The organism is Neomegalonema perideroedes DSM 15528, from assembly GCF_000374145.1.
In the GTDB taxonomy this organism is placed as follows: domain Bacteria; phylum Pseudomonadota; class Alphaproteobacteria; order Rhodobacterales; family Rhodobacteraceae; genus Neomegalonema; species Neomegalonema perideroedes.
In genome coordinates this window covers 57171-83257 of the sequence record NZ_KB893664.1, presented here as the reverse complement: position 1 = coordinate 83257, position 26087 = coordinate 57171, and the positions used below count along the sequence as shown (strand labels likewise).

The 26087-nt window shown below is 66.7% G+C and carries 24 protein-coding genes; 8 read left to right on the top strand and 16 right to left on the bottom strand.

Annotated elements, in window-relative coordinates; all coding sequences use genetic code 11:
• Nucleotides 1-13: 13 nt before the first annotated feature.
• Together B161_RS0114670 and B161_RS0114665 are read right to left on the bottom strand one after the other, a co-directional pair.
• Nucleotides 14-958 carry a YVTN family beta-propeller repeat protein gene (locus tag B161_RS0114670; protein ID WP_026310462.1) on the bottom strand — a complete coding sequence of 315 codons (945 nt, stop codon included), beginning with the start codon at nucleotides 956-958 and terminating at the stop codon, nucleotides 14-16.
• A gap of 60 nt (nucleotides 959-1018) precedes the next feature.
• The gene (locus tag B161_RS0114665) at nucleotides 1019-2218 is read right to left on the bottom strand and encodes an ABC transporter substrate-binding protein (RefSeq protein ID WP_157755665.1); all 1200 of its coding nucleotides are present in this window, start codon (nucleotides 2216-2218) and stop codon (nucleotides 1019-1021) included.
• 227 nt (nucleotides 2219-2445) lie between these two features.
• On the opposite strand from B161_RS0114665, the gene B161_RS0114660 reads away from it, so the two are divergent.
• The 5 genes from B161_RS0114660 (at nucleotide 2446) to B161_RS19040 (ending at nucleotide 7394) form a co-directional block, all read left to right on the top strand.
• Nucleotides 2446-3000, top strand: a complete 555-nt coding sequence (locus B161_RS0114660; protein WP_018634197.1) for an SRPBCC family protein — start codon at nucleotides 2446-2448, stop codon at nucleotides 2998-3000.
• A gap of 128 nt (nucleotides 3001-3128) precedes the next feature.
• The gene (locus B161_RS0114655; RefSeq protein ID WP_018634196.1) at nucleotides 3129-3962 is read left to right on the top strand and encodes a YncE family protein; all 834 of its coding nucleotides are present in this window, start codon (nucleotides 3129-3131) and stop codon (nucleotides 3960-3962) included.
• A gap of 248 nt (nucleotides 3963-4210) precedes the next feature.
• Nucleotides 4211-6052 carry a methanol/ethanol family PQQ-dependent dehydrogenase gene (locus B161_RS0114650; RefSeq protein WP_018634195.1) on the top strand — a complete coding sequence of 614 codons (1842 nt, stop codon included), beginning with the start codon at nucleotides 4211-4213 and terminating at the stop codon, nucleotides 6050-6052.
• Between the two features lie 120 nt (nucleotides 6053-6172).
• A complete protein-coding gene (locus tag B161_RS18255) occupies nucleotides 6173-6775 on the top strand; it encodes a pentapeptide repeat-containing protein (RefSeq protein ID WP_018634194.1) in 603 nt (200 codons plus the stop codon).
• A 4-nt stretch (nucleotides 6776-6779) separates the two neighbouring features.
• Entirely contained in the window at nucleotides 6780-7394 is a 615-nt protein-coding gene (locus B161_RS19040) for a hypothetical protein (protein ID WP_018634193.1), read from the top strand.
• Between the two features lie 104 nt (nucleotides 7395-7498).
• On the opposite strand, the gene epsC is transcribed toward B161_RS19040, so the two are convergent.
• Nucleotides 7499-8446, bottom strand: a complete 948-nt coding sequence (gene epsC, locus B161_RS0114635; protein WP_018634192.1) for a serine O-acetyltransferase EpsC — start codon at nucleotides 8444-8446, stop codon at nucleotides 7499-7501.
• Between the two features lie 313 nt (nucleotides 8447-8759).
• On the opposite strand from epsC, the gene B161_RS0114625 reads away from it, so the two are divergent.
• Nucleotides 8760-10475: a type I secretion system permease/ATPase gene (locus B161_RS0114625; protein WP_018634190.1), complete on the top strand. Its 1716-nt coding sequence runs from the start codon at nucleotides 8760-8762 to the stop codon at nucleotides 10473-10475.
• The gene (locus tag B161_RS0114620) at nucleotides 10475-11782 is read left to right on the top strand and encodes an HlyD family type I secretion periplasmic adaptor subunit (protein ID WP_018634189.1); all 1308 of its coding nucleotides are present in this window, start codon (nucleotides 10475-10477) and stop codon (nucleotides 11780-11782) included. Before B161_RS0114625 ends, B161_RS0114620 begins: the two co-directional genes overlap by 1 nt.
• Nucleotides 11783-11795: 13 nt before the next feature.
• Here the strand turns inward: B161_RS0114620 and B161_RS0114615 are convergent, their stop codons facing one another.
• The 10 genes from B161_RS0114615 to B161_RS0114570 form a co-directional block, all read right to left on the bottom strand.
• On the bottom strand, nucleotides 11796-13283 hold the full coding sequence (locus B161_RS0114615; RefSeq protein ID WP_018634188.1) for an inorganic phosphate transporter: 1488 nt from the start codon (nucleotides 13281-13283) through the stop codon (nucleotides 11796-11798).
• Nucleotides 13284-13355: 72 nt separating this feature from the next.
• Complete coding sequence (locus B161_RS0114610; protein WP_018634187.1) at nucleotides 13356-13826, bottom strand: NUDIX hydrolase; 471 nt, start codon at nucleotides 13824-13826, stop codon at nucleotides 13356-13358.
• A gap of 140 nt (nucleotides 13827-13966) precedes the next feature.
• Entirely contained in the window at nucleotides 13967-14743 is a 777-nt protein-coding gene (locus B161_RS0114605) for an L-fucose dehydrogenase (protein ID WP_018634186.1), read from the bottom strand.
• On the bottom strand, nucleotides 14743-16017 hold the full coding sequence (locus B161_RS0114600) for an L-fuconate dehydratase (RefSeq protein WP_018634185.1): 1275 nt from the start codon (nucleotides 16015-16017) through the stop codon (nucleotides 14743-14745). The genes B161_RS0114605 and B161_RS0114600 overlap by 1 nt, the downstream gene beginning before the upstream one ends.
• Nucleotides 16014-16856, bottom strand: a complete 843-nt coding sequence (locus B161_RS0114595; RefSeq protein WP_018634184.1) for an ureidoglycolate lyase — start codon at nucleotides 16854-16856, stop codon at nucleotides 16014-16016. Before B161_RS0114595 ends, B161_RS0114600 begins: the two co-directional genes overlap by 4 nt.
• 61 nt (nucleotides 16857-16917) lie before the next feature.
• Nucleotides 16918-17871, bottom strand: a complete 954-nt coding sequence (locus tag B161_RS0114590; RefSeq protein WP_018634183.1) for an ABC transporter substrate-binding protein — start codon at nucleotides 17869-17871, stop codon at nucleotides 16918-16920.
• A gap of 30 nt (nucleotides 17872-17901) precedes the next feature.
• Nucleotides 17902-18882 (bottom strand): ABC transporter permease, encoded by a 981-nt coding sequence (locus tag B161_RS0114585; protein ID WP_018634182.1) that lies wholly within the window; start codon nucleotides 18880-18882, stop codon nucleotides 17902-17904.
• Between the two features lie 11 nt (nucleotides 18883-18893).
• Nucleotides 18894-20402: a sugar ABC transporter ATP-binding protein gene (locus B161_RS0114580; protein WP_040790181.1), complete on the bottom strand. Its 1509-nt coding sequence runs from the start codon at nucleotides 20400-20402 to the stop codon at nucleotides 18894-18896.
• Nucleotides 20395-21228 (bottom strand): amidohydrolase family protein, encoded by an 834-nt coding sequence (locus B161_RS0114575; RefSeq protein WP_018634180.1) that lies wholly within the window; start codon nucleotides 21226-21228, stop codon nucleotides 20395-20397. The genes B161_RS0114580 and B161_RS0114575 overlap by 8 nt, the downstream gene beginning before the upstream one ends.
• 50 nt (nucleotides 21229-21278) lie before the next feature.
• Nucleotides 21279-22016, bottom strand: a complete 738-nt coding sequence (locus B161_RS0114570) for an SDR family oxidoreductase (protein ID WP_018634179.1) — start codon at nucleotides 22014-22016, stop codon at nucleotides 21279-21281.
• 142 nt (nucleotides 22017-22158) lie between these two features.
• Here B161_RS0114570 and B161_RS0114565 point away from each other — a divergent pair, with 142 nt between their 5' ends.
• A complete protein-coding gene (locus B161_RS0114565; RefSeq protein ID WP_026310457.1) occupies nucleotides 22159-22956 on the top strand; it encodes an IclR family transcriptional regulator in 798 nt (265 codons plus the stop codon).
• Here B161_RS0114565 and B161_RS0114560 read toward each other — a convergent pair.
• From B161_RS0114560 to B161_RS0114550, 3 genes are all read right to left on the bottom strand, one after another.
• Nucleotides 22940-23617: a hypothetical protein gene (locus B161_RS0114560; RefSeq protein ID WP_018634177.1), complete on the bottom strand. Its 678-nt coding sequence runs from the start codon at nucleotides 23615-23617 to the stop codon at nucleotides 22940-22942. The two genes, B161_RS0114565 and B161_RS0114560, sit on opposite strands and share 17 nt — an antisense overlap.
• A gap of 23 nt (nucleotides 23618-23640) precedes the next feature.
• Nucleotides 23641-24903 carry an Hsp70 family protein gene (locus B161_RS0114555; protein WP_018634176.1) on the bottom strand — a complete coding sequence of 421 codons (1263 nt, stop codon included), beginning with the start codon at nucleotides 24901-24903 and terminating at the stop codon, nucleotides 23641-23643.
• Nucleotides 24904-25017: 114 nt separating this feature from the next.
• Nucleotides 25018-26046, bottom strand: coding sequence for a siderophore-interacting protein (locus tag B161_RS0114550; protein ID WP_018634175.1), 1029 nt, complete (start codon nucleotides 26044-26046; stop codon nucleotides 25018-25020).
• Nucleotides 26047-26087 lie beyond the last annotated feature (41 nt).

Here is a 26087-nt window from a genome sequence, read left to right as displayed (position 1 = left end):
CCGGCGCCGAAGCTCAGGGCACCGCCACGACGCCCCAAGGCTGTTCGCCCACCTGAACGGATTTCAGCACCTTGTCGGTTGCGACCTCGATGATCGACACGTCGTTTGAGTTGCCGTTGGTGGTGAAGAGATGCTTCCCGTCCGGCGAAAAGGCCAATTGCCAGACGCGCTGGCCGACGAGGAGATAATCCTTCACTTCATAGCTCGCGGCGTCCACCACCGCGACGCGGTTCGCCGGGCCGAGCGCCACATAGGCTTTCTTGCCGTCTTCCGTGACGCGCAGGCCGACGGGCTGAAGCGCCTCGGGCAGCACGCCGGGGACGGCGAATTCAATCTTATGCTTGATCTCGTAATTATCGGCCGGATCCAGCACCGAAACCGTGCCGCCGATCTCCGAGGTGACGAAGAGCGCGGCGCCGTCCGGAGAGAATTGCGCGAAGCGAGGGCGCGAATCCACCAAGGTGTTGGCGAAGATCTCGAAGGTCTCGGTGTCGATCATATGGGCCATGTTGGTCGTCTCGGAGGTGTTGACCACCACCTTGCCGTCCGGCGAGACGCCCATGCCCTCAGGCTCGACGCCCACGGGGATCTCGGCGAGCACCTGCCGCGTATGGACGTCCACCACCGTGACGATGTTGTCGTCCTCATTGGCGATGAACAGCGGATTCCCCGAAGGATGCAGCACGAAAAGCTCCGGGTCCGGCCCCGAAGGCAGAGAAGGCAGCTCCTCATAAGTCTCCGTGTCGAAGACCCGCACGAGGTTGTCGTCGGAGGCGCAGATATAGAGCGTCTTGCCGTCGGGCGAGGCGGTGATCCCGCGCGGACGCTGCCCGCCGTTGAAGGTGTGGATCACCTCGAAGCTCGTTCCGTCGAGGACGGTGATGGTGTTGCCCTTCTCATTGCTGACGAAGATCTTCGAGGCGTCGGCGGGGGTGGCGAAAAGCGCGGCCGAGGCCATGAGCGCGGCGAAGACTCGGTTCACTGGACGTCCTCCTCTGGATTTTATGGATTATGGCGTTCAGAGCTTGCAGGCCGTCTCCGGCTGGTCGATCCCCAGACTGTCGAGCTGCGAGACCTGATGCAGAAATTGCTCCTGCGGCGAGACGGAGGCCGTCACGGGGCCGGAGGCCAGCAGGATCGGCTGGCGCAATTGGCCGTCCCAAGGCCGGAAGCTCAGGCCCTGCCCCTTGAAGGCGGCGAGCTGGAATTGATCGCCCCGGATATAGGCCGAAAGCGTGGCGAAATCGCCGGATTTGGTCCGCGAAGCGGCCTCGCCCACCGCCCGCAGAGCCGCCCAAGCCTGATAATCCTCCGGGCGGGCGGGACGGGCGGATTGCCGCTCGAAGCGGGTCTGCCATTGGGTCGCGCCCCAAGCCTCATGGGCCGGATGCCAACTCGCCGGGCGCAGCCCCGCCGAACCCGTCACCAGCCGCGGCTCCCAGGTATGATAGGGCAGCCATGAGGCGAAGACGTCGGCGCGGTCGGCGGCCACCACCACCTCATGAGCTTTCGCGCCCTGCATGAAGACCGGAAGCTGCGCCTGAACCTGCGCATGTCCGCTGTCGGTGCGGCGGGCGCCGCCCTTATCCTCGAAGACCCGCTCCTCGACGATGCGGCCGCCGAATTTCTTCGCCGCGCGCCGATAGGCCTCCGCGAGGGCTTTATCCTCGGGATGACTGCCGGAGACCAAAAGCCACTCGTCCCAGCGCTTCCAGATGAGGAATTGCGCCAGAGCGTCGGCCAGCATGGCGTCGCTCGGGGCGGTGTGAAGCAGATTGGCGCGGCAAAGCTCCGCGCGGAGGGAATCGTCCGTGGCGCCGGCGTTGAAGATCAAAGCCGCCTCGCCCGCCTGATCCGCGATCTTGGCGGTGGTCTCGGCGTCGGCCAGCACCACGATGAAGGGAATCCCGGCCTCCAGCAGCTTGGCCGTCTCCGCCTCGACGGTCTCGGGCTTGGCGACGACTTCGGCGAGGGCGAAATTCTGGCCCATGAAGCGGCCCGTGGTGGCGTTGTCGGCGGTGGCGAGCTTCGCCCCCGCCAGCCCCAAATCCGCCGGAGGCAGATCCAACCGCGAGATCGGCGCCGGGCCGGGAGAATCCACCCGCAGCACGGCGGCGCGGATCTCGACGGGCTCCGGCGCCTGAGCCGCGGCGCCTGAAGCGGCCCCCAAAACGGCGGCGAGCGCGGCCCCGCGCAGAGAATTCGCGGCGAATGTCATGAGCTCCTCCCAAAGCCTTTTCGCCATTGGGGAGCCCACCAAAAGATTAGGCAACAGCTTTCTTTTTATTAAGAATTGAATAAGGTAATGAAATCATGAGGACTCATACTTTTGTTTGAAAAGGACGAATGTTGGATTGATCTCAAGACCTTGCTTCTTCGTATTATGGCGCGGGCGAAGCGTTTCCGGAGACTCGAAGAAACGCGCCCTTTGGGAGGATTCCACAGATGCGTCATACCTTCGCCGCCGTCGCGCTTGGCTTCGGCCTCGGCCTCGCGCTGCTGACCAGCGCCGCCGAGGCCCATGGCCCCTCGCGCCAGAAGACGTCTCAGGAGGTTTTGCTCAACGCCGCGCCCGATGAAGTCTGGGCCGCCGTCGGCCAGTTCGGAGACATGAGCTGGCACCCCGCCGTCTTCTCGACCGAGGCCCCGCAGGGCAATGAGATCAAAGGCCATCGCACTCTGACCCTCGGCGCCGAGGGCGGCCCGCAGCTCTTCGAAGAGCTGACCAAATACGACGCCGCCAAGCGCAGCTACTCCTATCGCATCTCGAAGGACGACATCGCGATCCTGCCGGTGACGAATTACTCCTCGACGCTGAAGGTCGAGGACCGCGAGGGCAAGAGCCTCGTGACCTGGAGCGGCGCCTTCTATCGCGGACATCCCAACAACAACCCGCCCCCGGAGCTGAGCGACGAAGCCGCGATCAAGGCCGTGAACGACCTCTATCGCGCGGGTCTGGACAATCTCGCCGAGCGCTTCGGCGCGGGAGAAGGAAGCTGAGCCGCCTTGCGGCGCTCCTCGGCGCGGCGGCCCTGACCGTCGCGCCCCCACTTGCGGCTTGGGCGGCGCAGGCGGGCGAGATCGCGGCGATCACCTCGCAGAACGCCGATCTGCTGACCCTCTACGACGTGGCCGAAGGGACGGAGATCGCGCGGGTTTCTCTGCCGGGCAAGCCCGCCGCCGTGGCGGTCGATCCGCGCGGCGGGCGGGTCTACGCCGTCTCCGTGGAGCCGGGCGCGCTCTGGCTGGTTTCGGCGGAGGGCGAGATTCTGGCCGAATTCACGCTTCCGGGCTGGAGTCCGCTGGGTCTGGCGCTCGATCCCGTTTCAGGGCGGGCCTATGTCTCCGACTGGGCGGAGCGCCGCGTGGTCGAGGTTTCGCCGGATCTCAAGGAGAAACTGCGCGAATTCCCGACCGGCGGCGCGCCTTCGGGTCTGGCGGTCTCGGCGGACGGGCGGCGGCTGGTCGTCGCCGAGCGCGACGAAAACAGCCTGCTCGTGATCGACCTTGCTTCCGGCGAGAGCTTTTCCGTCAGGGTCGGCGAGCATCCCTTCGGCGTGACTCTGCGCGGCGGCCTCGCCTTCACGGCGGACGTGCTGTCGAACACGGTCAGCGTGGCGGATCTGGAGAAGCGCGAGAAGATCGCGGAGATCCCCACGGGAGAACGCCCCTACGCCGTGGCCTTCGCCAAAGGGCGCGGCTTCGTCACCAATCAATATTCGGAAAGCCTCACCGTCTTCGACGCCGAAAGCCTCGCGGCGATCGGAGAGATCGCGGTGGGCGAATATCCCGAGGGAATCGCCGCCACGGCGGATGAAAGCCGCCTTTGGGTCGCCAATTGGTTTTCGGATCATGTGAGCCTGATCGATCCCGAAAAGCTGGAGACGGTCGGCGAAATCCCGGCCCCCGCCGGGCCTCGGGCCTTCGGGGCCTTCATCGGACCGCGCGAAGCCGCGCCCTGAGGCGGCGGCCTTCCTCCTGAAAAGCCATATCTCACAATCGCTTGAGAGCTTCGTGAGAAATCCGCCTCCGGATCGTGAGACTAAAGTCCATATTTGAAAGCAAGATTCCGGTCTCTATGGTCCTAGCATGACGAATTTCTTGGAAACTTCCGTATCCGAGAAGCATTCATCAAAGATAAGCCAAGAATAACGGGCGCCATCGAAGAATATTTCTTCGAGGAGATGGCCGCAATTCGTGGAGGAGGCTCATGAAGAATTCGCTGTTTAAATCGGGAGTCGCGCTTCTTGCGCTGGTCGCCCTGCCGAGTTTGTCCCTCGCCGACGACGTGACTTGGGAGGACATCCTCAACGACGCCGACACGCCGCAAGACGTGCTGGGATACGGCGTCGGCCCCAAGGCTCAGCGTTTCAGCCCGCTTGAGCAGATCAACGTCGAGAACGTCGGGCTCCTCAAGCCGAAATGGGCCTTCTCCTTCGGCGACGAGAAGCAGCGCGGCCAAGAGGCTCAGGCCATCGTGCGCGACGGCGTGATCTACGTCACGGCCTCCTATTCGCGTATCTTCGCGCTGGATTCCAAGACCGGCCGCCGCCTTTGGAAATACGAAGCCCGTCTGCCCGAGGACATCCGTCCCTGCTGCGACGTGATCAACCGCGGCGCCGCCATCTACGGCGACAAGGTGTTCTTCGGCGCCCTCGACGCCAGCCTCATCGCTCTGAACCGCGAGACCGGCAAGGTCGCCTGGCGCGAGAAGTTCGGCGACCACAAGGTCGGCTACACCGTCACCGGCGCCCCGACCATCGTGAAGGATTCCGAGACCGGCCGCGTTCTGCTGATCCACGGCAATTCCGGCGACGAATTCGGCGTGATCGGCCGCCTCTACGCCCGCGATCCCGAGACCGGCAAGGAAATCTGGTCGCGTCCCTTCGTCGAGGGCCATAAGGGCACGCTCGACGGCGCCGAATCCACCCCGACCGGCGATCCCTCCGCGCCCTCCTGGCCGAACACCGAATCCGGCGAGAAGGTCGAGGCCTGGAGCCACGGCGGCGGCGCTCCCTGGCAGTCGGCCAGCTTCGACGTCGAGAGCAACACGATCATCGTCGGCGCGGGCAACCCGGCCCCCTGGAACACCTGGGAGCGCACCCCGGGCGACTCGCTCTACACCTCGGGCCAGGCCTATGTGAACCCGGCGAACGGCGAGCTGATCGGCTTCTATCAGCACACCCCGAACGACGCCTGGGACTTCTCCGGCAACAACGAAATCGTCATCTTCGACTATAAGCAGGAAGACGGCACGACGATCCGCGCCGGCGCCCACGCCGACCGCAACGGCTTCTTCTACGTCACCGACATCGAGAAGCTTTCGGCGCGCGGCGGCGAGATCAACCGCCCGACCGCTCTGCTGGCCGCCTATCCCTTCGTCGATCAGATCACCTGGGCCAAGGGCATCGACCTTGAGACCGGCCGTCCGATCGAGGTCGAGGGCCAGCGTCCGCCTCCGCCCGCCGAAGGCGAGCGTCAGGGCGCGACGATCCAGGTCACCCCGCCCTTCCTCGGCGGCAAGAACTGGAACCCGATGGCCTATAGCCCCCAGACGGGCCTGTTCTACATCCCGGCCAACAACTGGACCGAGGATTATTGGACCGAGAACGTCACCTATAACCCCGGCGCGGCCTATCTGGGCCAGGGCTTCCGCATCAAGCGGCTTTATGACGACCACGTCGGCATCCTGCGCGCCCTCGACCCGACCACCGGCAAGATCGTCTGGGAGCACAAAGAGCATATGCCTCTTTGGGCGGGCACCCTGACCACCGCGGGCAACCTGCTCTTCACCGGCACCTCCGACGGCTACGTCAAGGCCTTCAACGCGGCCACCGGCGAAGAGCTGTGGAAGTTCCAGACCGGTTCGGGCATCATCTCGGTGCCGGTCACCTGGGAAGAGGACGGCAAGCAGTATCTCGGCCTTTCGTCGGGCTACGGCGGCGCGGTTCCGCTCTGGGGCGGCGACATGGCGGTCCTGACCACTCAGGTCAGCCAGGGCGGCAGCTTCTGGGTCTTCGAACTGCCGAGCGACGAGCACGCCGCGAACTAAGCTTGGGCCCCTCGCCGAGACGAGGCGCATGTGAAAGGCGCGGGGCGCGGGCGGAGAACGTCCGCGCCCCGGCGCGTCTCAGGCCCCCGAGGGGCGATCGCATTTCGGAGATTATCGACCATGAAGAAGCTTTTCGCCGCCCTGCTCATGACGGCTTTCGGAACCGGCGCCGCCTGGGCGGTCTCCGCGGGCGACTTCCCGATCATCGTGGACGAGGACGAGGGTCCGCTGGTGATCAACGGCTGCGAGATCAAAGCCGGCGCCAAATGCCCCGGCGCGGATCTGCGCCACGCCAATCTCAAAGACGCCAATCTGGCGGGCGCCGACCTCAGCCACGCCATTCTCGACCGCGCCAATCTGCACCGCGCCAATCTGCGCGGCGCGAATCTGACCGGCGCGAGCCTCGTCGGCGCGAATATCTTCGGCGGATTCATGCAGGGCGCCAAAGCGCCGGGCGCGGATTTCACCGGCGCCAATCTCTATTACGTGCGCGGTCAGGGCGGAACTTTCCAATACGCCAATTTCAGAAGCGCCGATCTGGAGGCCTCGCAGTTCAACCGCGCCGATTTCCTCGGAGCGCGCTTCGAGGGCGCGAATCTGAAGGAGGCGAAGCTCTACGACACGAATTTCGCCAGCGCCTATCTGAAGGACACCCGCATCACCTTCGCCATCTGGGAAGGCGCCTATATGGGCGGCTGCAACGGCTGCCCCTTCGACTGGTGAGCCTGTGAAGCCGCTCCGGATCCTCAGGAGCCCCAGAGCGTCCTCCAGCGAAGCCGGAAGGGCTTCGCGTCGTGAGAACGCGACCGGACAAAAACTCGGAGGGGCGCTTCTGACCGGGGCGGCCCTCCTCCTTTCGCCCGCCGCCGCGCAGGAGGCGCTGCACGACACGCTGTCAGGAATCGCGCCGCGCGGAGCGGAGGGGGCGCTCGTCGCCCGGCTGGAGCATTGCGCGCGCATCTCCGAGGCGGGGCGGCGGCTCGCCTGTTTCGACGCCCTCGCGCTGGATCGGGTGGAGCCCGCCTTCGAAGGCCGTCTCGGCTCCCGCACCGAGTCCTTCGAGGTGACGGCCCCCATGCTGCTGCGCTTTGAGAGCGACGACGTGATCATGGTCGTCTATCTGCTCGACGAGGCGGGCGAGGTGTTTCAGAATCTGCATCGCGCCGGACGGGGCCTCGGGGAATATGAGATCCGCCGCCCTGGAACCTATTCGCTGCAAGTCAACGCCAGCGGCTCCTGGCGGGCCTGGCTGACGCCTCTCGCCGATGCGGAGGAGCATGACGAAGACGAAAGCTCCGAAGCCGATCAGGGCGAGGGCCTGCGGGATGTCTCCGCCCCCTGAGTTTAGAGCGTCTCCCGAGCAATTGGCGTGGTTTAAACGCTCTAAGTTTTTGTTTGGCCGCGTTTTCACGACGCGAAGCCGTAGCGGCTTCGCTGGAAAACGCTCTAGCGCTCCTGCACGGGATTAGGCGCCGAGAAATGCGCTCCGGCGGGCAGGCTGCGGGTGAGCCACGCATGGCCGCCGACCGTCGCGCCGCGCCCGATGGTCACGCGCCCGAGCACCGTGGCCCCGGCGTAGATCACCACGTCGTCCTCGACGATGGGATGGCGCGGCGCGCCCTTGATGAGGAATCCGGCGGCGTCGGTGGGGAAGCTGCGCGCCCCGAGCGTCACGCCCTGATAGATCCGCACCCGCTCGCCGATCACCGCCGTCTCGCCGATCACCACGCCCGCGCCATGGTCGATGAAGAAGCTCGCGCCGATGGTCGCGCCGGGATGGATGTCCACGCCGGTGCGGGCGCGGCCGATGTCGGAGACCAGACGCGCCAGAAGCGTCGCCCCCAGCCGATGCAGCGCATGGGCGATGCGGTGATGCAGAATGGCGCTCACGCCCGGATAGCTCAGCAGGATCTCGGGAAAATTGGTGGCGGCCGGATCGCCCCTGTAGGCCGCCTGAAGATCGCTGACCAGAAGCCCGCGGATCTGCGGCGTCTGGGCGGCGAAGTCGCGCGCCAGAGCCTCGCCCGCCGCCGCGAGGGCTTCGGGGCTCTCCTCCTCCTCGGCGCTCTGATCCGGCGCGCGCGAGAAGGCGAAGCTGCGGGCCGCCTGATCGGCGAGGCGCTCCAAGGCCGAATCCAGCGTGCGGGCGACGAAGTCGTCGATCCGCGCCTCGTCGAGGTCGCCTTGGCCGTAATGGCGCGGAAAGAGCGCGGCCGTGAACTCCTTGACCAGCCCCTCAAGGGCCTCCCGGGAGGGCGCGCGCGGAATCCGTCCGGGCGGACGGATGTTATGCGTCACGTCGCGCGAGCGGCGCAGCTCCGTCACCACCCCGGCGAGGTTCCAGCGCCCGGAAGGGGCGGCGGGCGGCGGGGAGGTCGGGGCGAGGTCGGTCATCTGGCGTGCTCCATGAGCCTCCCCGAAGAGCCTCCGCGCGGAGCTGGCGGATCTTCAGGCCTATTCGCCGGAGTCATGAGAGAAATCCGCGCAAAAGAAAAATGACGATTCCGCATATGAAAATCTCCGCCGCGCGCCTCGCCGGGCTCCGGCGAGAGGCGCCGGGCCGCCCGAGGCTTCTCGGAGGCCCCTTGACCCGTCGCGTCTTTCCCGGCAAACAGGCTTTTTTCGGCGCGACGACCATTCCGCGTAGAACGCCATGCGGCGGAAAAGCCCGGAGTTTCTGGATGCTGAGCCCGCCGGGGGAGCTTGAGTGACGGAGCTTCAGGACGCCGCCGCCGAGATGAAGGGGCCGCTTGTCGGCGTGGGCTTGTTCAGCGCGGCGATCAATCTGCTGATGCTGACCGGCCCCATCTTCATGCTTCAGGTCTATGACCGGGTGCTGGCCAGCCGCTCCTCGGCGACTTTGCTGACGCTCTTCGGAATCGTGGTCTTCCTCTATGGCCTGATGGGGCTGCTCGACCATTATCGCGGACGGGTTCTGACGCGGCTCGGGGCGCGCTTCCAGATCCGGCTGGATCCTCCGGCCTTCGCCGCCGTTCTGAATCAGGCGGACCATCCCGGATTGCGCGAACGCCCCGCCAGCGCCCTGCGCGACGTGGGCGCGGTTCAGACCCTCATGGGGTCTTCGGCCATGGGCGCGCTTTTCGATCTGCCTTGGACGCCGCTTTTCGTCGTCATGCTGTTTTTCTTTCATTTTTGGCTCGGGGTCTTCGCCATCGGCGGAATCCTGATGGTCTTCGGGCTGGCGCTGCTGAACCAGAGGCTCAGCCGCGCGCCGCAAAACGCCGCCGCGCGGCTCTCGGCGGAGGCGGAGGCCCGCACCGAGATGACCCGCAGGTCCATCGAGACCGTCCGGGGACTCGGCATGGTGGGGACTCTGACGGCCCATTGGCGCAAGGCCCGCGCCAGCGCCCTCGCCGCGCAGGTGGAGGCCTCCGACGTGGGCGGCGCCTCCTCGGCGGCGACCAAAACCTTTCGTCTTCTGCTGCAATCGGCGATTTTGGCGCTCGGCGCATGGCTGGTTCTGAGATCCGAGCTGACGCCGGGCGAAATGATCGCGGGCTCCATCCTGCTCGGACGCGCCGTCGCGCCGGTGGAGCAGATCGTGGGGCAATGGCCTCAGATTCAACGCGCGGCGGCGGGCTGGCGCGCGCTGAAGGCGCTGTTCGAGAACGGCGCCCAGCCCCGGATTCCCATGCCCCTGCCCCGCCCGGAGCCGCGTTTGACCATCGAGAATCTCGCGGTGGTTCCCTTAGGCTCCGCGACGCCGGTTCTTCAGGGCGTGAGCCTGCGGGCGGGTCCGGGGGATTGCGTGGCGGTGATCGGGCCTTCGGCTTCGGGGAAATCCTCCTTCGCCAAGGCTCTGACGGGGCTTTGGCCCCCCGCGCGCGGCGAGATCCGCCTCGCGGGGGCGGATCTTGCGCAATATGACCGCGACCGCCTCGGGCGGCTGCTCGGCTATCTGCCGCAAGAGGTGGAGCTTTTCCCCGGCAGCGTCGCCGAAAACATCGCCCGCTTCGATCCCGAAGCCTCGCCGGAGGGCGTGGTGGCGGCGGCTCAGGCGGCTTCGGCCCATGATCTCATCCTCGGCCTGCCCGGAGGCTACGACGCGATCCTCACCGAGGGCGGCGGCAGGCTCTCCGGCGGCCAGCGCCAGAGGATCGGCCTCGCGCGGGCCTTCTACGGCGATCCGGTCCTGCTGGTGCTGGACGAGCCCAACGCCAGTCTGGACGATCCCGGCGTGCGGGCGCTGAACCGCGCCGTGGCCGCCGCCCGCGCGGCGGGGAGGCTCGTCTTCTTCATGACGCATCGGCGCTCCGCTCTGGAGCATTGCAATCTGGTGCTGGTGCTTGAGGAAGGCGGGATGCGCGCCTTCGGCCCGCGCGACGAAGTTTTGCGCCAAGTCCTTCAGCCTCCGCCGCAGCCGCCGGGCGGCGGACCTCCGGCCCCGCGCGGAGCCCCCTGATGGAGCAGGAGAAGGCTTGGTCCGTTCGGCCCGCCCTGTTCAAAGGCCTCGCCGCGCTCGGCTTGGGCTTGGGCGGCTTCGCGCTTTGGGCCTTCACGACGGAGATCCAAAGCGCGGTTCCCGCCTCAGGCCATATCGAGGTCGAGGCGCGGCGGCAGATCATCCAGCATCCCGACGGCGGTCTGGTGGCCTCCATCTCCGTTCAGGAGGGCGAGATGGTGGAGAAGGGACAGGAGATCCTCCGGCTGGACGGAACCGAGCTCGAAGCCCGCCGCGCCGAGCTGGACAGAGGTCTGCGCGAAAGCTGGGCGCGCCTCGACCGTCTGCGGGCGGAGATCCTCGAGGAGCCCCGGGTGGCTTATCGGCCGGAGCTGCGCGCCTCGGCGGAGGCGGACGCCGAAATCGCCGCCCTCCTGCGCGAGGAGACGCGGCTTTTCGATCTGCGCCGCGCCTCTCTGGAGCGCATGCTCCGGCTGCTGGAGGAGCGCCAAAGACACAGCGAGGAGGCGATCCGCGCGCTCCTCATCCAACTCGGCTCCAGCGACCTCCGCCTTCAGATGGCGCAGGAGCTGATGGCGGCTCAGGAGATCCTGCTCCAGAGCGGCGCCAGCTCGCGCGCGACGGTGCTGAATCTGCGAATCGAGCTGGAGCGCCTCAGAGGAGAGCGCGGCGGCCTCGAAGCCCAAATCGCCGACGCGCGCGGCGAGATCGCCGAATATGAAGGCGAGATCCTGCGCATTCAGGACGTCCGGCGCGAAGAGGCGCAGAGCATGATGCGCCAGATCCAGCCCGAAGAAGCGCGGATGCGCGAGCAATCGCGGGTGGTCCAAACGCGGCTCGGCAGATTGGCGCTGCGCGCGCCCATGGCGGGCGCGGTGCTGGATCTGCGGGTCCATACGGTGGGCGGCGTGATCGGCGCGGGAGCGGAAGCCGCCTCCATCGTGCCCGCCGACGCGGCTTTGATCCTCGTGGCGGAGATCTCTCCGGCGGACATAGACCGCGTCTATGCGGGACAGGCGGCGACCATCCGCTTCCCCAACTTCACCGCCCGGACCACGCCCGAAATCGAAGGGACGGTGAAGACCGTCTCCGCCGACGCCATGACCAATCCCGCCACGGGCGCGCGCTATTTCACCGTCGAGCTGACCCTCTCCGCGGAGGGGCGGAGGTTTCTGGAGGCCGACGGGCGCGAGCTCGTCCCCGGCATGCCCGTGGAGGCCTATATCCGCACCGGCGGCCGCACCCCCGCCTCCTTCCTGCTTAAGCCGGTCGAGGATTACCTCTCCCACGCCTTGCGCGAGGAATGAGACGCCGGAGGCCTCAGCCCAGCAGCGCGCCCAGCGCCAGATAGGCCAGAGCCGAAAGCGCCGCCGTGGCGGGCACCGTGATCACCCAGGCCATGACGATGGTCAGAAAATGCGAGCGGCGGACCAGCTTGCGCCTCTGGCGCTCCTCGACCGCGAGATCCTCGGCGGGCGGACGGGCCGCCTTGAGCCGCCGCGCGCGGCGCTCGACGTACCATTCGCGGAAGAAGCCCACGCCGAAGATGCCGCCGATGGCGATATGGGTCGAGCTGACCGGCATGCCCAGCCATGAGGCGGCGATCACCGTGACCGCCGCCGAAAGCGCCACGCAATAGGCCCGCATGGCGTTCAGCTTGGTGATCTGATCGCCGACCATGCGGATCAGTTTCGGCCCGAAGAGCAAAAGCCCGACCGAAATGCCCAAGGCGCCGATGATCATGACCCAATCGGGCACCACCACCGCGCCCCCCGCCCCGCCTGAGGACTGCGCCTGCACGATGGCCGCCAGAGGCCCCACGGCGTTCGAGACGTCGTTGGCGCCATGGGCGAAGGACATCAGCGCCGCCGAGAGGATCAGCGGCCCCCGGAACAAGACCTTCAGAGAGCGGTTGCGGTTCTCCAGCCCTTGGGATTGCCGGCGCACCAAAGGCCGCGCGCCCAGCCAGCTGAGGATTCCAATCGCGAGGCCGATCAGCGTCGCCGAGCCCAGCGAGATCGAGACCACCTGCTTCAGGCCCTTGAGCGCCAGATAAGTGGAGAAGGCCCAAGCCATCAGGCCGATCAGAACCGGCACCCACAGACGGGCGGCGGCGATCTTATCCTCGCGGTAGATGATCCTCCACTTCAGAAAAGCGAGCATCGCCGCCGCGAAGATTCCGCCGCATAAAGGCGAGATCACCCAGCTCGCGGCGATCTTGCCCATCACGCCCCATTGCACCGCGCCGAAGCCCGCCGCCGCGATTCCCGCGCCGATCACGCCGCCCACCACCGCATGAGTCGTCGAGACCGGGGCGCCCACCCAAGTGGCCAGATTCAGCCAGATCGCCGAAGACAAGAGCGCCGCCAGCATGGCCGTCACGAAGACGCCGGAATCGGCGAAGCCCTCCGGCGCGACGATCCCCGAGGAGATGGTGCCGACCACGTCGGCGCCCGCCAGCAAAGCGCCCGCCGTCTCGCAGACCGCGGCGATGACGAGCGCTCCGGTCATCGAGAGCGCGTTGGCGCCCACCGCAGGCCCCATGTTGTTGGCCACGTCGTTGGCGCCGATGTTCAGCGCCAGATAGGCGCCGAAGGCCGCCGCCAGAATGATCGCCAGAGCGCCCGGCTGTCCGCCGGTCAGAATCGCCGCCGCCACCATGGCCAAGGCCACGAAGGCCATGGCCAACCCAAGGCTCACCAAGGGGCGCGAGACGTACATCGTCGCATATTCGACGTAGGAGATGCGGTTGAGATCCCGGTCGAGGGTCCGCCAATGGCCGGCGTCTGAAGGAGGGCGATCGTTCACGGAGGTCTCGTCTTTCGTGAGGGACAGGCGCGAAGGGCTCGGAGGCCCGCAGAGCGGAGCGCGGGAATCCGGTCAGCTTCCAAGCAGGTCGGGCAGGCGTCGCAGGAGCGCCTTGAGTTCGGGCTCATGCACCATCCCGGCGGCGGCCCCCGGCGTGACCCAACGACGCTCGCGGCGTCCGGCCTCGGGGAAATCGTCCAGCAGCTTCTTCACGGGGATGGCGTAGACATGGACCTCGGTGCGCATGGGCGCCCCGCCTTCGAGCTTCTTATCATAGCGATAAAGCCCGATCTTGACGGGCGCGCGGTCCTCGGCGGGGCGCACGCCCGCCTCCTCCCAAGCCTCTTGAAGCGCCACGCCCGAGCTTTCCAGCCCGACCTCCGGCCAGCCTTTGGGCAAGATCCAGCGCCCGGTCGTCAGCGAGGTGATGAGCAGCAGCTCAAGCCGCCCGGCCTCGCGCCGATAGACGAGGGCCGCCGCCTGAAATCTGGCGGGTCGGCGCAGAAGCAAAGCGAGAAAATTCTTCCAGATCGCCCCAAGCATGATCAACCCCTCTTGGAATCGGGATTCCTTATCACTTGGGCCGGGGCGCCGAGCATCCGCATCGCGATCGCCCGGCGCATATGCGACGTAATTGTTATGAATTTGTCACAATGAAGATCAAAAACACGGCCGCCGGGTTCTCAGCCGCCGGGATCCCCGCCTATGGCGCGGTCGAGATGGGTGTAGCCGCCATCCGGAAAGATCCATTGCCCCGTCGTATGGCTGGAGCGCGGGGAAAGCAGAAAGACGCAGGCGTCGGCGATTTCGCGCGGCTCGGTCATGCGCCGCCCCAAGGGGATGCGCGAGGCGATCTTCGCGAGTTGCGCCTCAGGATCCGGAAGGCTGTCCAGCCAGCGGCGATAAAGCGGCGTCATGGATTCGGCCACCACCACGGCGTTGACCCTCACGCCGTCCTTGAGGAACTCCACCGCCCATTCGCGCGTCAGGCCGAGCTGCGCCGCCTTGGCCGCCACATAGGCCGAGGTTCCCCCCTGCCCCGTCAGCGCCGTCTTGCTGGAGACGTTCACCACGGCCCCTTTCGCAGCGCGCAGATCCTCGCGCAGCAGATGGACCATGGTGTAATAGTGGAGAAGATTCTGGTTCAGGCTGGCGCGGAAGGCCTCGGGCCCCTTGTCGAGGCCCACGCCGTCGTTGGCGCCCGCGTTGTTGACGAGGCCGTAGATCACGCCGACCCGCCGCCGCGCCTCTTCGACCGCCGCCACGCAGGCGGCGTCCTCCGAAAGCTCGACCTGCACGAACTCCGCCCCCACCCGCGCGAGCCAGTCGGCTTCAGGCGGGCGGCGGGCGAGGATGACCGGCTTCGCGCCCTCCTCGGCGAGAACCTCCGTGATCGCGGCCCCGATTCCGGAGCCGCCGCCCGTGACGATCACCGCCTTGCCCGCCAGACCCAGATCCATCACGCGCCCCGGAAACGATAGGTCGCCAGAGATTCCGGCTTCATCTCAATGGAGAAGCCCGGCAGGCTCGGCGGCATATAGGCGGCGTTTTCGATCACGCAGGGATCGAGGAAATGCTCATGCAGATGATCGACATATTCGATCACGCGGCCCTCGCGGGTTCCGGCGATGCAGAGATAATCGATCATGGACATATGCTGCACATATTCGCAGAGCCCCACGCCCCCCGCATGAGGGCAGACCTTCAGGCCGTATTTCGCGGCCATGAGCATCACCGCCAGCACTTCGTTCAGCCCGCCGAGACGGCAGGAATCGATCTGAACGACGTCGATGGCGCCTTCCATGACGAATTGCTTGAACATAATGCGGTTCTGGCACATCTCGCCCGTGGCGACCTGCACCGGCGCCACGCCCGCGCGGATGGCCTTATGGCCCGCCACGTCGTCGGGGCTGGTGGGCTCCTCGATGAACCACGGATTCACGAAGCTGAGCTTCTTCACCCAATCGATGGCCTGATCCACCTCCCAAACCTGATTGGCGTCGATCATCAGATTCACGTCGGGGCCGACCGTCTCGCGGGCGATGGTCAGACGACGGATGTCGTCTTCGAGGTCGCGCCCGACCTTCATCTTGATATGTTTGAAGCCCGCATCCACCGCTTCGCGACAGAGGCGGCGCAGCTTCGCGTCGTCATAGCCGAGCCAGCCCGCGCTGGTGGTGTAGCAGGGATAGCCCTCGGCCTTGAGCGTCGCGATGCGCTGAGCCTTGCCGACGGCTTGGCGCTTCAGGAACTCCAGCGCCCATTCCGGGGTGACGCAGTTCGTGAGATAGCGGAAATCTATGCAGCGGACCAATTCTTCCGGCGACATCTCCGCGACCAGCAGCCAGACCGGTTTTTGCTCGCGCTTGGCCCAGAGATCCCAGACCGCGTTGACCACCGCGCCCGTCGCCAGATGGATCGCGCCCTTATCGGGGCCGATCCAGCGCAATTGGCTGTCGGAGGTGACATGACGCCAGAAGCGCCCCATGTCGGCGGCGACCCAATCCATGTCGAGCCCCACCACCAGAGGCCGCAAAGCCTCGACGGCCGCGACGCAGATCTCATTGCCGCGTCCGATGGTGAAGGTGAGCCCATGGCCTTCGAGCGGCCCGTCCGTCTCAAGGACCACATAGGCCGCCGAATAATCCGGATCGGGATTCATGGCGTCCGATCCGTCGAGCTTCGCGCTGGTGGGAAAGCGCACGTCGAGCGTGCGCAGGCCGGTGATCTTCATGTCCGCACGACTTTCTGAGTCTGAACGCCGAGTCCGTCGATTCCGAGACGCATGGTCTCGCCGCCCTTGAGATAGACCGGCGGCTTTTGTCCGAGCCCCACGCCCGGCGGGGTGCCCGTCGAGATCACGTCTCCCGGCTGAAGCGAGAGGAAGCGCGAGACATAGGCGATGATCTGCGGAACCTTGAAGATCATCGTGCGGGTGGAGCCGTTCTGATAGCGCTTGCCGTCGATCTCCAGCCACATGCCGAGCTCGTCCACGTTCGGGATCTCGTCGGGCGTCACGAGCCAGGGGCCGAGGGGGCCGAAGGTGTCGAAGCCCTTGCCTTTGTCCCAGGTGGCGCCGCGCTCCAGCTGCCATTCGCGCTCCGAGACGTCGTTGATGACGCAATAGCCCGCGACATGGCCCAGAGCCTCGGCTTCAGGGATATGTTTCCCGCCCTTGCCGATGATCACGCCCAACTCCACCTCCCAATCGGTCTTGACCGAACCGGGGGGGATTTCAATCTCGTCGTCGGGGCCGCAAATGGCCGAGGTCCATTTATTGAAGACCACCGGCTCGGCGGGCACGGGCATGCCGCTTTCGGCCGCGTGGTCGGCGTAGTTCAGGCCGATGCAGATGAATTTCCCCACCCGCCCCACGCAAGGCCCGAGGCGCGGCGCGCCGGAGACCATAGGCAGGCTCGCAGGATCCAGCGCGGCCAGCCGCGCCAAACCCTCAGGCTCCAGCGCCGCCCCGGCGAGATCCCCGACATGGGCCGAGAGATCGCGCAGGCGGCCCGCTTCGTCCAGAAGGCCGGGCTTCTCCTGACCCTTGGGGCCATAGCGCAAGAGTTTCATATCCGTCTCGCAAGCAAAGGGCCGGGGGCCGCGAAGGCCCCCGGCGAGTTGGGGGAGGAACTCAGTCGTAGAGAACCGCCGAAATCTCCGGGTCGTCGATGTTCGTGGCGTCGTACCAGTAGAAGCCGGTGTCGATCTTGGACTCGACCGCTTCGCCGCGGCTGGCCGCGAGGGCGGCCTTCACCGTCTCATAGCCGATGCCGACGGGATTCTGCGTGATGGCGCCGGCCATCAGGCCCTGACGAATGGCGTCGGTCTGCGCGCGGCCCGAGTCGTAGCCCACGATCACGACGTTCGCCTTCATCTCGCGCACGCCGTTGACCACGCCCACCGCCGAGCCTTCATTGGCGCCGAAGACGCCCTTCAGATCGGGATTGGCCTGAAGGAGGGTCTTGGTGATCTCGGTGGAGCGCAGATGATCGCCGCCGCCATATTCGACGGCCACGATCTCGATGCCCGGATGGGCCTCGCGGATGCGGTTGACGAAGCCGTCGCGGCGGTCGATGCCGGTGCGCGAGGTCTGGTCATGCACCACCAGAGCCACTTTGCCCGCGCCGCCGATCAGCTCGGCCATCTTATCGGCGGCGAGGGCCGCGGCGGCGATGTTGTCGGTGGAGGCGGTGGCGACGGGAATGTCGCTCTCGACGCCGGAGTCGAAGGCCACGACCGGAATCCCGGCGCTCTGAGCCTGACGCAGCAGCGGAATCGCGGCTTGGCTGTCGAGCGCCGCGAAGCCGATGGCGGCGGGCTTCTTGGCGAGGGCGGCGGCCAGCATGTCGATCTGGCGATCCACCTGACTTTCGTTGTCGGGGCCCTCGAAGGTCACCTCGACGTCGAACTCGGCGGCGGCCTTGTCGGCGCCCGCCTTCACGGCCTGCCAGAACTGATGCTGGAAGCCTTTGGAGATCAGCGGAATATAGGGCTTGTCCTGAGCGGCGGCCATGCTGGAGGCGCCGAGCGTCAGGGCGAAGGCCCCGGCGAGGCTCATGAGAAGGGTTCTGCGTTTGAAGAACATGGGGTTTCCTCCTGAGGTTCTTTTTCAGAATTATTTGGTTTTGCCGCGCCGAAGCTGGTCGGCGTAGACGGCCACGATGATGATCGCGCCGGTGATCACGGTCTGCCATTCCGGCGCGACCGAGAGAATCCGCAAGCCGTTGGTCAGCACCGAGATGATCAGGGCCCCGATCAGGGTGCCGAGAATGGTGCCGCGTCCGCCCGCAAGAGAGGTGCCGCCGATGACCACCGCCGCGATGGCGTCCAGCTCATAGCCCTGTCCGAGGGCGGGTTGAGCCGAATTCAGACGGCTGGCGATGAGCAATCCGGCCACGCCGCAGACGGCGCCCGCAAGAGCGTAGATCGCCATCTTCCAGCGGTCGACGTTCACGCCGGAGAGCCGCACGGCCTCCTCGTTGGAGCCCAAGGCGAAGCAATAGCGCCCCAGCACCGTCCGCGCGAGGATGTAGCTCGCCGCCCCCGCCACGAGGAAGAGGATCAGCACGCCGTTCGGCAGAGGCAGAGAGGGAATGAGCTTCCCGACGAGGCTGCCCTGCGAGATTTCGGTGAAGCCCGGCGTGTCGTTGAAATAGATCGGGCGGCCGCCGGTGACGATCAGCGAAAGCCCTTTCAGGATCAGCATCATGCCGAGCGTGGCGATGAAGGGCGGGATCTTCATCTTGGCGACGAAGGCTCCCGAGGTCAGCCCGACCAGCGCGCCCGTCGCGAGCGCGGTCAGCACGCCCAAAGGCAGCGGCATGCCGCCCCAGGTCAGCACGACGCCCGTCGTCACCGCGCAGAAGGTCATCAGCGTGCCGACGCTCAGGTCGATGCCGCCGGTGATGATGACCAGAGTCGCCGCCACCGCCAGAACCCCGTTCACTGAAGTCGCCTGAAGGATCGACATCATGTTCGAGGTCTGCATGAAGTTCGGCGAGGCGAGCGAAAAGCCGATCAGCAAGGCGATCAGGCTGGCGAAGGCCAGAAGCTTTTGCTGCGCGGCGCCGGAAATCAGAGTTTTAGTCTCGCTCATAGGATCGTCCCTTATTCCGCCGCCTGCGCCGACTCGCGGCGGATCGCCAGAGCCATGATCTCTTCTTGGCTGGCGCCTCCGGGGAGAAAACCGGTCAGACGCCCCTCGCACATCACCGCGATCCGATGCGACAAGCGCAAGACCTCGGGCAATTCGCTGGAGATGACGATGATCGCCTTGCCTGCGGCGGCCAGCTCCTCCAGCAGACGATAAATCTCGGCCTTCGCCCCGACGTCCACGCCGCGGGTGGGCTCGTCGAAGATCAGCGCCTCGCAATCGCGCAGGAGCCATTTCGCGATGACCACCTTTTGCTGGTTCCCGCCCGAGAGGAGCCGCGCCTCCTGAAGATCCGAAGGCGTGCGGATGCTCAGAGTTTTGATGTAGTCGCGGGCGATGCGCTCCAACGCGGTCTCGTCGATGCGCCCGAAGCGGTCGGCGTAGCGCGAAAGGCTGGTCATGGCGGTGTTGGCGCGCACGTCCATGCCCAAGGCGAGGCCGAATTGCTTGCGGTCCTCGGAGAGATAGCCGATTCCGGCCGCCACGGCGTCTTTCGGGCTGCGGATCTCGACTTTGCGCCCATGCACGAGGATCTCGCCCGAGTCGCGCGGATCGGCGCCGAAGATCGCCCGCGCGACTTCGGTGCGTCCCGCGCCCATCAGCCCCGCGAAGCCGAGGATCTCGCCCTTCTTCAGGCTGAAGCTCACGTCGTGCAGATCGGGGCGGCGGCTGATTCCGCGCACTTCGAGCGCGGTCTCCGCCTGAGAAAGATCGGGCGCCGGGGGGCGTTCGTCCACGATCTCGCGCCCGACCATCATGGAGATGATCTTCGAGATGGGAGTCTCCGCCGCCGCGACCGTGCCGACGTAGGCGCCGTCTCGCATGACGGTCACGCGGTCGGCGATGCGTTTGATTTCGTCCATCTTATGGCTGATGTAGACGATCCCCACGCCCTCCGCCTTCAGCTGGCGGATGATGGCGAAGAGATCGGCGATCTCCGCGTCGTTCAGCGCGGCGGTGGGCTCGTCCATGATCAGCGCGCGCGAGCGATGAGAAAGCGCCTTGGCGATCTCCACCATCTGCTGACGCGCGATGGTCAGCCGCCCGACGAGCATGCGCGGGTCCATGGGGGCGTTCATATTGCGGAAGAGCGCGGCGGTCTCCTCGTTGAGGCGCTTTTCGTCGATCCGCCCGAAGGAGAGGCGCGGCTCGCGGCCGATCCAGATGTTCTGCGCCACGGTCAGATCGCGCATCAGGGCGAGTTCCTGATGGATGATGCCGATGCCCAGATCCTGCGCCGCCTTGGGCGAGGTCAGCACGGCCTCTTTCCCCTCCACGAGGATGCGCCCCCCATCCGGGACGTAAACCCCGGAGAGGCATTTCATCAGCGTGGATTTCCCCGCGCCGTTCTCGCCCATCAGAGCATGGACCTCGCCGGGGCGGAGGTCGAAGCTCACGCCCTTCAGCGCATGGACTCCGGGGAAACGCTTGTCGATCCCCTCCATCCGGATGAGGTCAGTCATGATCTTCGACCCCGTAAAACCGCGCGGCGTTCGCGCCCATGATCCCCGCGCGCTCGGCGGGGGAAAGATCGCGCAACAGCGCTTCGGTCAGATCCAGCCAATCCGCGTAGGAGGCCGCGAGGGTCAGCACCGGCCAGTCGCTGCCCCAGATCAGCCTTTGCGGGCCGAACAGCTCCAGCAGAGGCGCGAAGACCGCCTCCAGAGCCGGGAGCGGATCCGCCAGCCGATCCGGCGCGAGTTCGGTCAGCAGGCCCGAAAGCTTGCAATGGACCTGAGGATGCGCCGCCAGAGCCGCCATGCCCGCGCGCCAAGCCGCCGCATCATCCATCTGGGGCTTGGCCGCATGGTCGATCACGAGCGGAAGATCAGGATGGGCGGCGGCGAAACGCTCAAGGACTCCGAGATGGCGCCGCGTCACGAGGGCGTCGAAGCGCAGACCGAGCAGCTTCAGCGTCTCCAGAGCCTCCGGGCGCGGGGCGGTCAGCAGCCAATCCGTCTGCGGGATGTCCTGAAGCATGGGCCGGACGCCCTTGAATCTCGGATCGCAGGCCAGATGGCGCAGATCCTCCGCCGCCTGCGGCGAAGCGAGGTCCGCCCAGCCCACCACGCCTTTGATGCGGGAATCGACGCGGGCGAGATCAAGCAGGAATTCGGTCTCCGCGAGGGAATCCGCCGCCTGCACGAGGACGACCTCCGCGTCGTCCGGAGCGTCCTCGGGCAGAAAATCGCGCCGCAAGGGCTGCAAAGGCCCGCCTGAGCCCGCCAGCCAGCGATAATCTCCGCGATCCAGCCGCCAGAGATGACGATGAGCGTCTAAAATCCGCATCTCCCGACCTCCTTCCGCGATCCGGCGTCCGCAGACCCCCGCAAGGGGAGTCAGATGGTGACGCCGCCGTCCGCAAGAACGACCTGCCCGGTGACGAAGCGGCTCTCGTCGGAGAGCAGATAGACGACCAGCGGCGCGATGTCCCCGACGGTCGCGAGGCGACCCATGGGCTGACGGGCGATGAAGTCTTTCTCCGCCTGAACCGGATCGGCCGCCGCGGCGATGCGTCCGCGCAGGGAGGGCGTGTCCACGGTGCCGGGCCCCAGCGCGTTGCAGCGGAGGCCCTGTTTGACGAAATCCGCCGCCACGGCCTTGGTCAGGCCGATCACCGCCGCCTTGGTCGCGCCGTAGACGGCGCGGTTGGGGAAGCCTTTGACCGAGGAGGCCATGGAGGCCATATTTAAAATGCTGGCGGTCCCGGTCTCGGCCGCGCGGGCGAGCATGCCCGGCAGACAGGCCCGCGTCAGGCGCAGCATGGAGGTCACGTTGAGATCGAAGCTGAAAGCCCAAGCCTCGTCCGTCACGTCGAGGATGGTTCCGTGATGCACGAAGCCCGCGCAATTGAAGAGCCCGTCCAGCGGACCGACTTCGGCGGCGAGCGCGAGGATGGCGGCGGGATCGGTCACGTCCAGCGGGCGGGCGTCGATTCCGTCGAGCCCTTCGAGCAGCTCGGGCCTGAGATCCGTGGCGATCACGCGCGCGCCTTCCGCCGCGCAGGCGAGCGCGCTGGCGCGCCCTATGCCTTGGCCCGCCGCCGTCATCAGAATCGTCTTGCCTGTCAGGCGCATGGGGATCCTCCCAGATCCTGCGCTCCTTAATTTGGATGCGCATTTCTTATATGAACTATCTATTCACAGATGAACGCTTGACGCAAGGATTTCTTTCGGTTCGATTCCGGCCGAGCAGGATAAAGCCGAAACGGGGATGAGCATGACGCTGCACGACGAGATGGAGGAGATCGAAGGCGCGGCCTCCGTCGAGCGCTATCGCGCTCCCACGCTCGACAAGGGCCTCGACATTCTGGAGATCCTCGCCGCGCAGACCGGCGGCATGACCCGCGCGGAGCTGGTCAAGGCCATGGGGCGCGGCCCCTCCGAGATCTACCGCATGCTGGAGCGCCTCGTGGCGCGGGGCTATGTGGCGCGCATCGAGGGCGGCGACCGCTACGCTCTGACGATGAAGCTTTTTCTGCTCGCGCACAGCCATCCGCCCTTGCGGCGCATGGCGGCTCAGGCTCAGCCGCTGATGGACCGCTTCGCGCTGGAGACGCAGCAATCCTGCCATCTGGTCCTGCCGGAGGCGGGGGTGGGAATCGTGGCGGCTCAGGCCAGCCCCAAGGCGCATTGGGAGTTCCGCGTGCGGGTGGGGGCGCAGCTGGATCTCTTCGAAACCGGCTCGGGGCAAACCTTGCTGGCCTTCCAGCATCCCGACCGCCGCGCCGAGACCCTCGCGCAATGGGGGGTCTCCGACGCCGAGGCGCGCCTTGCGCCTCTGGCCGCCCATCTGGAGGAGGTGGCGGCGGCGGGCTGGCGCGAGGCGGATTCGCAGCAATTGGTGGGCGTCATCGACCTCAGCGCGCCGATCCTCGGGCCTCAGGGCGATGCGGCGGCGGCGCTGACCTGCGCCTATATCGCCCATTATCACGACGCGCCGCCGGTCTCCCGCGCGGAGACTCTGGAGAAGCTGCGCGCCATGACGCGGGCGCTCTCCCTCAACGAGGCGGGATGAGGCTCCCCGGACCGGCCGCTTGCTCCGCGCGGCCGACCGCGAGGAATTTGCCGAGATTCGCCGCCTTCCATTCTCCGCCGGCGAAGGTCGTCAGCCCGGCTTCCGCGAGGGCCTTCGCCTGCTCCGCCCGGGTCATGCCGCGCAGCCCCTCCAGATGGGAGAGGATCAGCGCCCGATGCTCGGGCTTGGAGGCGGTCCGCCGCTTCTGCGCCGCGCGCCATTCTCTGAAATGCTCCTGAGGATCGAAGATCCGCGGCCTTCCCTCCAGCGGAATGGCGTCCGGACGAAGATGCTCCGCCCGTTCGGGATCGCGCGCCAGAACCTCCGCCACCGCATGACGCAGAGGCGCATGGGCGCGCCAACCGCCTTCAGAGGCGAAATCCACCAGCAGCAGCCGCGCCTCATGCGCCCGCGCCCAGAGCAGCAGCCGCGCCGCCTCCGCCGCGACCTCCGGCGAGCCGCGATCGGGCTCCATCTCCATCAGGGCCTTCTCATGGATGACGACCCCATTGTGATCTTGCGCCCAGCGCCGCGCGAGATCGCGCTGATAACGGATGGTCAGGCTGGCGGCGGCGGCCTCGACCGGATCCTTGGGCAAGGTCTTGAACCCCGCCCAAGGAACCGGCAGCGTCCAATAGAAACCGACGTAGGCTTGGGGCATGGCGTCCTCCGCAGGCGAATCCGTCAGGCCTCGACGCCGAAGCGGCGCAAGGCGTCGTAGCCCAGTCCCAGCCCGACGCTGGACAATTTCTCCTCCTCCGAAATCGCGGCGCGGGGGAAGCGCTCAAGGACGGCGCGGCGCAGAGCGGGAATCTCCGTCGTGCCGCCGGTCAGGATGATCAGCTCCACCGCCCCTTCGCTCAGGCCCGCCTGAGTCAGGGATTCGGTGATCGCCTGAGAAATCCCCTCCACGCGCCGGGCCGCAGCGGCGTCGAAGGCCGCCCGCGAGACGCCCAGCCGCCAGCCGCCTTCGATGAATCCGAGGTCGATCCGCGCCTCCTCCCGAGCCGTGAGCGCGAGCTTGCCCTCCTCCACGGAGGCGAGGAGGCGATGGCCCGTCTCATCCTGCAAAAGCTTCAGGAATCTGCCGAATTTCCGGGGCTCGTGGGATTCGCGGAGCAGCTCCTTGGCCGTCAGGCGGGTTTTCTGGGTGTAGAGGAAATTCACCTTCGCCCATTCCGACATCTCCAGAAACATCCCGGCGGGCAGCGGCAGATTCTTCTCGCCGTAGATCGTCCGATAACCCAGATGCGGCATGAAGGAATCAAGGTTGAAATCGCGGTCGAAGTCGTTGCCGCCGATCCGCACGCCGGAATTCGCCAGAATATCCGCCGAGCGGTCGAACTTGCGGGCGCGCTCGCGCGAGAGGCGGATCAGGGTGAAGTCCGAGGTGCCGCCGCCGATGTCCACGATCAGCGCGAGCTTCTCGGACTCCAGCTTGCGCTCATGGGCGAAGGCGGCGGCGATGGGCTCGAATTGAAACTCGACATGGCGGAATCCGACGCCGCGCGCCACGGCCTCCAGAGAATTCTGCGCCTGAGCGTCGGCTTCGGGATCGTCGTCGACGAAGCGCACCGGGCGCCCCATGACCACGCCGTCCAGCTCGCGCCCGAAGCGCGCTTCGGCGCTGGATTTCAGACCGCCGATGAAATCCGCGAGGATGCTCTCGAAGCTCTTGCGCCGCCCGTTGACGAGGGTGCCCTGCCCCATCAGCGCGGAGCCGAGAATCCGTTTGAGGCTGCGCATGAAGCGCCCCTCCTCGCCCTCGGAGAAGGCGCGCATGGCGCCTCGCCCGAAAAGGGGGCGAGCGGCGCCGGGCGGATAAAACACGGCGCTCGGCGTGGTCGCGCTCTCCTCCTCGAAGCGGAGCAGCTCGACGCCCCCCTCTCCCACAGCCGCGAGCGCGGAGTTGGAGGTTCCGAAATCGACGCCGCAAGACCCGGTCATGCCGAACCCCTCATCTTATGCAGGCGCTCCGGGAGCGGAGGACCAAAGAGGCCGGGAGAAAGCAAAAACCGTCTCCGGCGTCAAGCCGAGGGACGCGGCCCGGTCGGCGCCCTCTCAGCGCCAATAGCCCGTGACGTTGGAATCCGTCTTGTCGAAGCCCTGCTCGCTCCGCAGCCAAGTCCGGGCGGCGTCGGCCTCCTCGCCTCCGGCGGCGAAGAAGACGAAGCGGTCCTCGCCCGGAAGGGCGGTCGCCTGAAGATCCTCCAGAAGGCCCTGCGCGCGACGCGGAGTCCAAACCAGCTCCATCCCCTCGGGGCGCGCGAAATCCTGACGGTCGGCCATGTCGCCCAGAGAAATGCGGATCACGCCGCGCGTCGCGGCGGGCAGAGCCGCGCAATGGCGCGCGATGGCGGGCAAGGCGGTCTCGTCGCCCCAGAATCCGACCCATCCGGCCGAGATCGCGCCGCGCGTGGTCGGGCCCATCAGGCCGATGCGGTCGCCCGAGGCGACGCGCTCCGTCCAGGCCGAGACCCGCCCGCCCTCATGGAGGAAAACATCGACGTCCATCCAACCCGCCGCCGCGTCGATCTCCCGAATGGTGTAGACCGGACGATGCAGCGCGAGCTCTCCTTCCGGCCAGCGCGTGCGCCCGTTCTCGCCGATGCGCGGCCATTCCCGCACCGAGCCGCCTTCCGCCTGATCGGGCGGCAGAGCCGAAATCACCAGACGGAAATGCAGCCCGTCTTCGGCGTAGCGGGCCACGTCCGGGAAGCGCAGCCGCAGACGGCGGAAATTCGGGCTGATCAGGGTCGAGGATTCCACCAGCGCGATGCTGAGATTCGGCGGCAAGGCGCCCGCGTCCACTCTCTCCCATTCGGCTTTGGGCGCGGGGTCCAAAGCGTCGAGACGGTTCAAGACCATCTGCTGCAAGAGATAGAGCCGCCGCTCGCTCTCCGCCGAGAGGCTCAGCGCGAGGGCGTCCCGCGCCGGGGAGAGGCGCAATTCGCCTCCCGCCAGCTTCATCGAGAAGCTCCCCGCCTCCTCGACGCATTCAAGCTCCAGCGCCTCCGCCAATTGGGCGAAGACCGGAAACACCTTGTCAGGCGAGGCGTCGGGGATGCGGCCGTTCAAAGTCTGGGTCATGGTCCGGTCTCTTCTTTGGAGGCAGGCGGGGCGTTCAGGCG

Excerpts from the sequence above, each read along its gene's own strand:
- B161_RS0114670 (WP_026310462.1), bottom strand. The coding sequence starts at position 958 with ATGGCCTCGGCCGCGCTTTTCGCCACCCCCGCCGACGCCTCGAAGATC.
- B161_RS0114665 (WP_157755665.1), bottom strand. The coding sequence starts at position 2,218 with ATGACATTCGCCGCGAATTCTCTGCGCGGGGCCGCGCTCGCCGCCGTT.
- B161_RS0114660 (WP_018634197.1), top strand. The coding sequence starts at position 2,446 with ATGCGTCATACCTTCGCCGCCGTCGCGCTTGGCTTCGGCCTCGGCCTC.
- B161_RS0114650 (WP_018634195.1), top strand. The coding sequence starts at position 4,211 with ATGAAGAATTCGCTGTTTAAATCGGGAGTCGCGCTTCTTGCGCTGGTC.
- B161_RS18255 (WP_018634194.1), top strand. The coding sequence starts at position 6,173 with ATGAAGAAGCTTTTCGCCGCCCTGCTCATGACGGCTTTCGGAACCGGC.
- epsC (WP_018634192.1), bottom strand. The coding sequence starts at position 8,446 with ATGACCGACCTCGCCCCGACCTCCCCGCCGCCCGCCGCCCCTTCCGGG.
- B161_RS0114620 (WP_018634189.1), top strand. The coding sequence starts at position 10,475 with ATGGAGCAGGAGAAGGCTTGGTCCGTTCGGCCCGCCCTGTTCAAAGGC.
- B161_RS0114610 (WP_018634187.1), bottom strand. The coding sequence starts at position 13,826 with ATGCTTGGGGCGATCTGGAAGAATTTTCTCGCTTTGCTTCTGCGCCGA.
- B161_RS0114605 (WP_018634186.1), bottom strand. The coding sequence starts at position 14,743 with ATGGATCTGGGTCTGGCGGGCAAGGCGGTGATCGTCACGGGCGGCGGC.
- B161_RS0114600 (WP_018634185.1), bottom strand. The coding sequence starts at position 16,017 with ATGAAGATCACCGGCCTGCGCACGCTCGACGTGCGCTTTCCCACCAGC.
- B161_RS0114595 (WP_018634184.1), bottom strand. The coding sequence starts at position 16,856 with ATGAAACTCTTGCGCTATGGCCCCAAGGGTCAGGAGAAGCCCGGCCTT.
- B161_RS0114590 (WP_018634183.1), bottom strand. The coding sequence starts at position 17,871 with ATGTTCTTCAAACGCAGAACCCTTCTCATGAGCCTCGCCGGGGCCTTC.
- B161_RS0114585 (WP_018634182.1), bottom strand. The coding sequence starts at position 18,882 with ATGAGCGAGACTAAAACTCTGATTTCCGGCGCCGCGCAGCAAAAGCTT.
- B161_RS0114580 (WP_040790181.1), bottom strand. The coding sequence starts at position 20,402 with ATGACTGACCTCATCCGGATGGAGGGGATCGACAAGCGTTTCCCCGGA.
- B161_RS0114575 (WP_018634180.1), bottom strand. The coding sequence starts at position 21,228 with ATGCGGATTTTAGACGCTCATCGTCATCTCTGGCGGCTGGATCGCGGA.
- B161_RS0114570 (WP_018634179.1), bottom strand. The coding sequence starts at position 22,016 with ATGCGCCTGACAGGCAAGACGATTCTGATGACGGCGGCGGGCCAAGGC.
- B161_RS0114565 (WP_026310457.1), top strand. The coding sequence starts at position 22,159 with ATGACGCTGCACGACGAGATGGAGGAGATCGAAGGCGCGGCCTCCGTC.
- B161_RS0114560 (WP_018634177.1), bottom strand. The coding sequence starts at position 23,617 with ATGCCCCAAGCCTACGTCGGTTTCTATTGGACGCTGCCGGTTCCTTGG.
- B161_RS0114555 (WP_018634176.1), bottom strand. The coding sequence starts at position 24,903 with ATGACCGGGTCTTGCGGCGTCGATTTCGGAACCTCCAACTCCGCGCTC.
- B161_RS0114550 (WP_018634175.1), bottom strand. The coding sequence starts at position 26,046 with ATGACCCAGACTTTGAACGGCCGCATCCCCGACGCCTCGCCTGACAAG.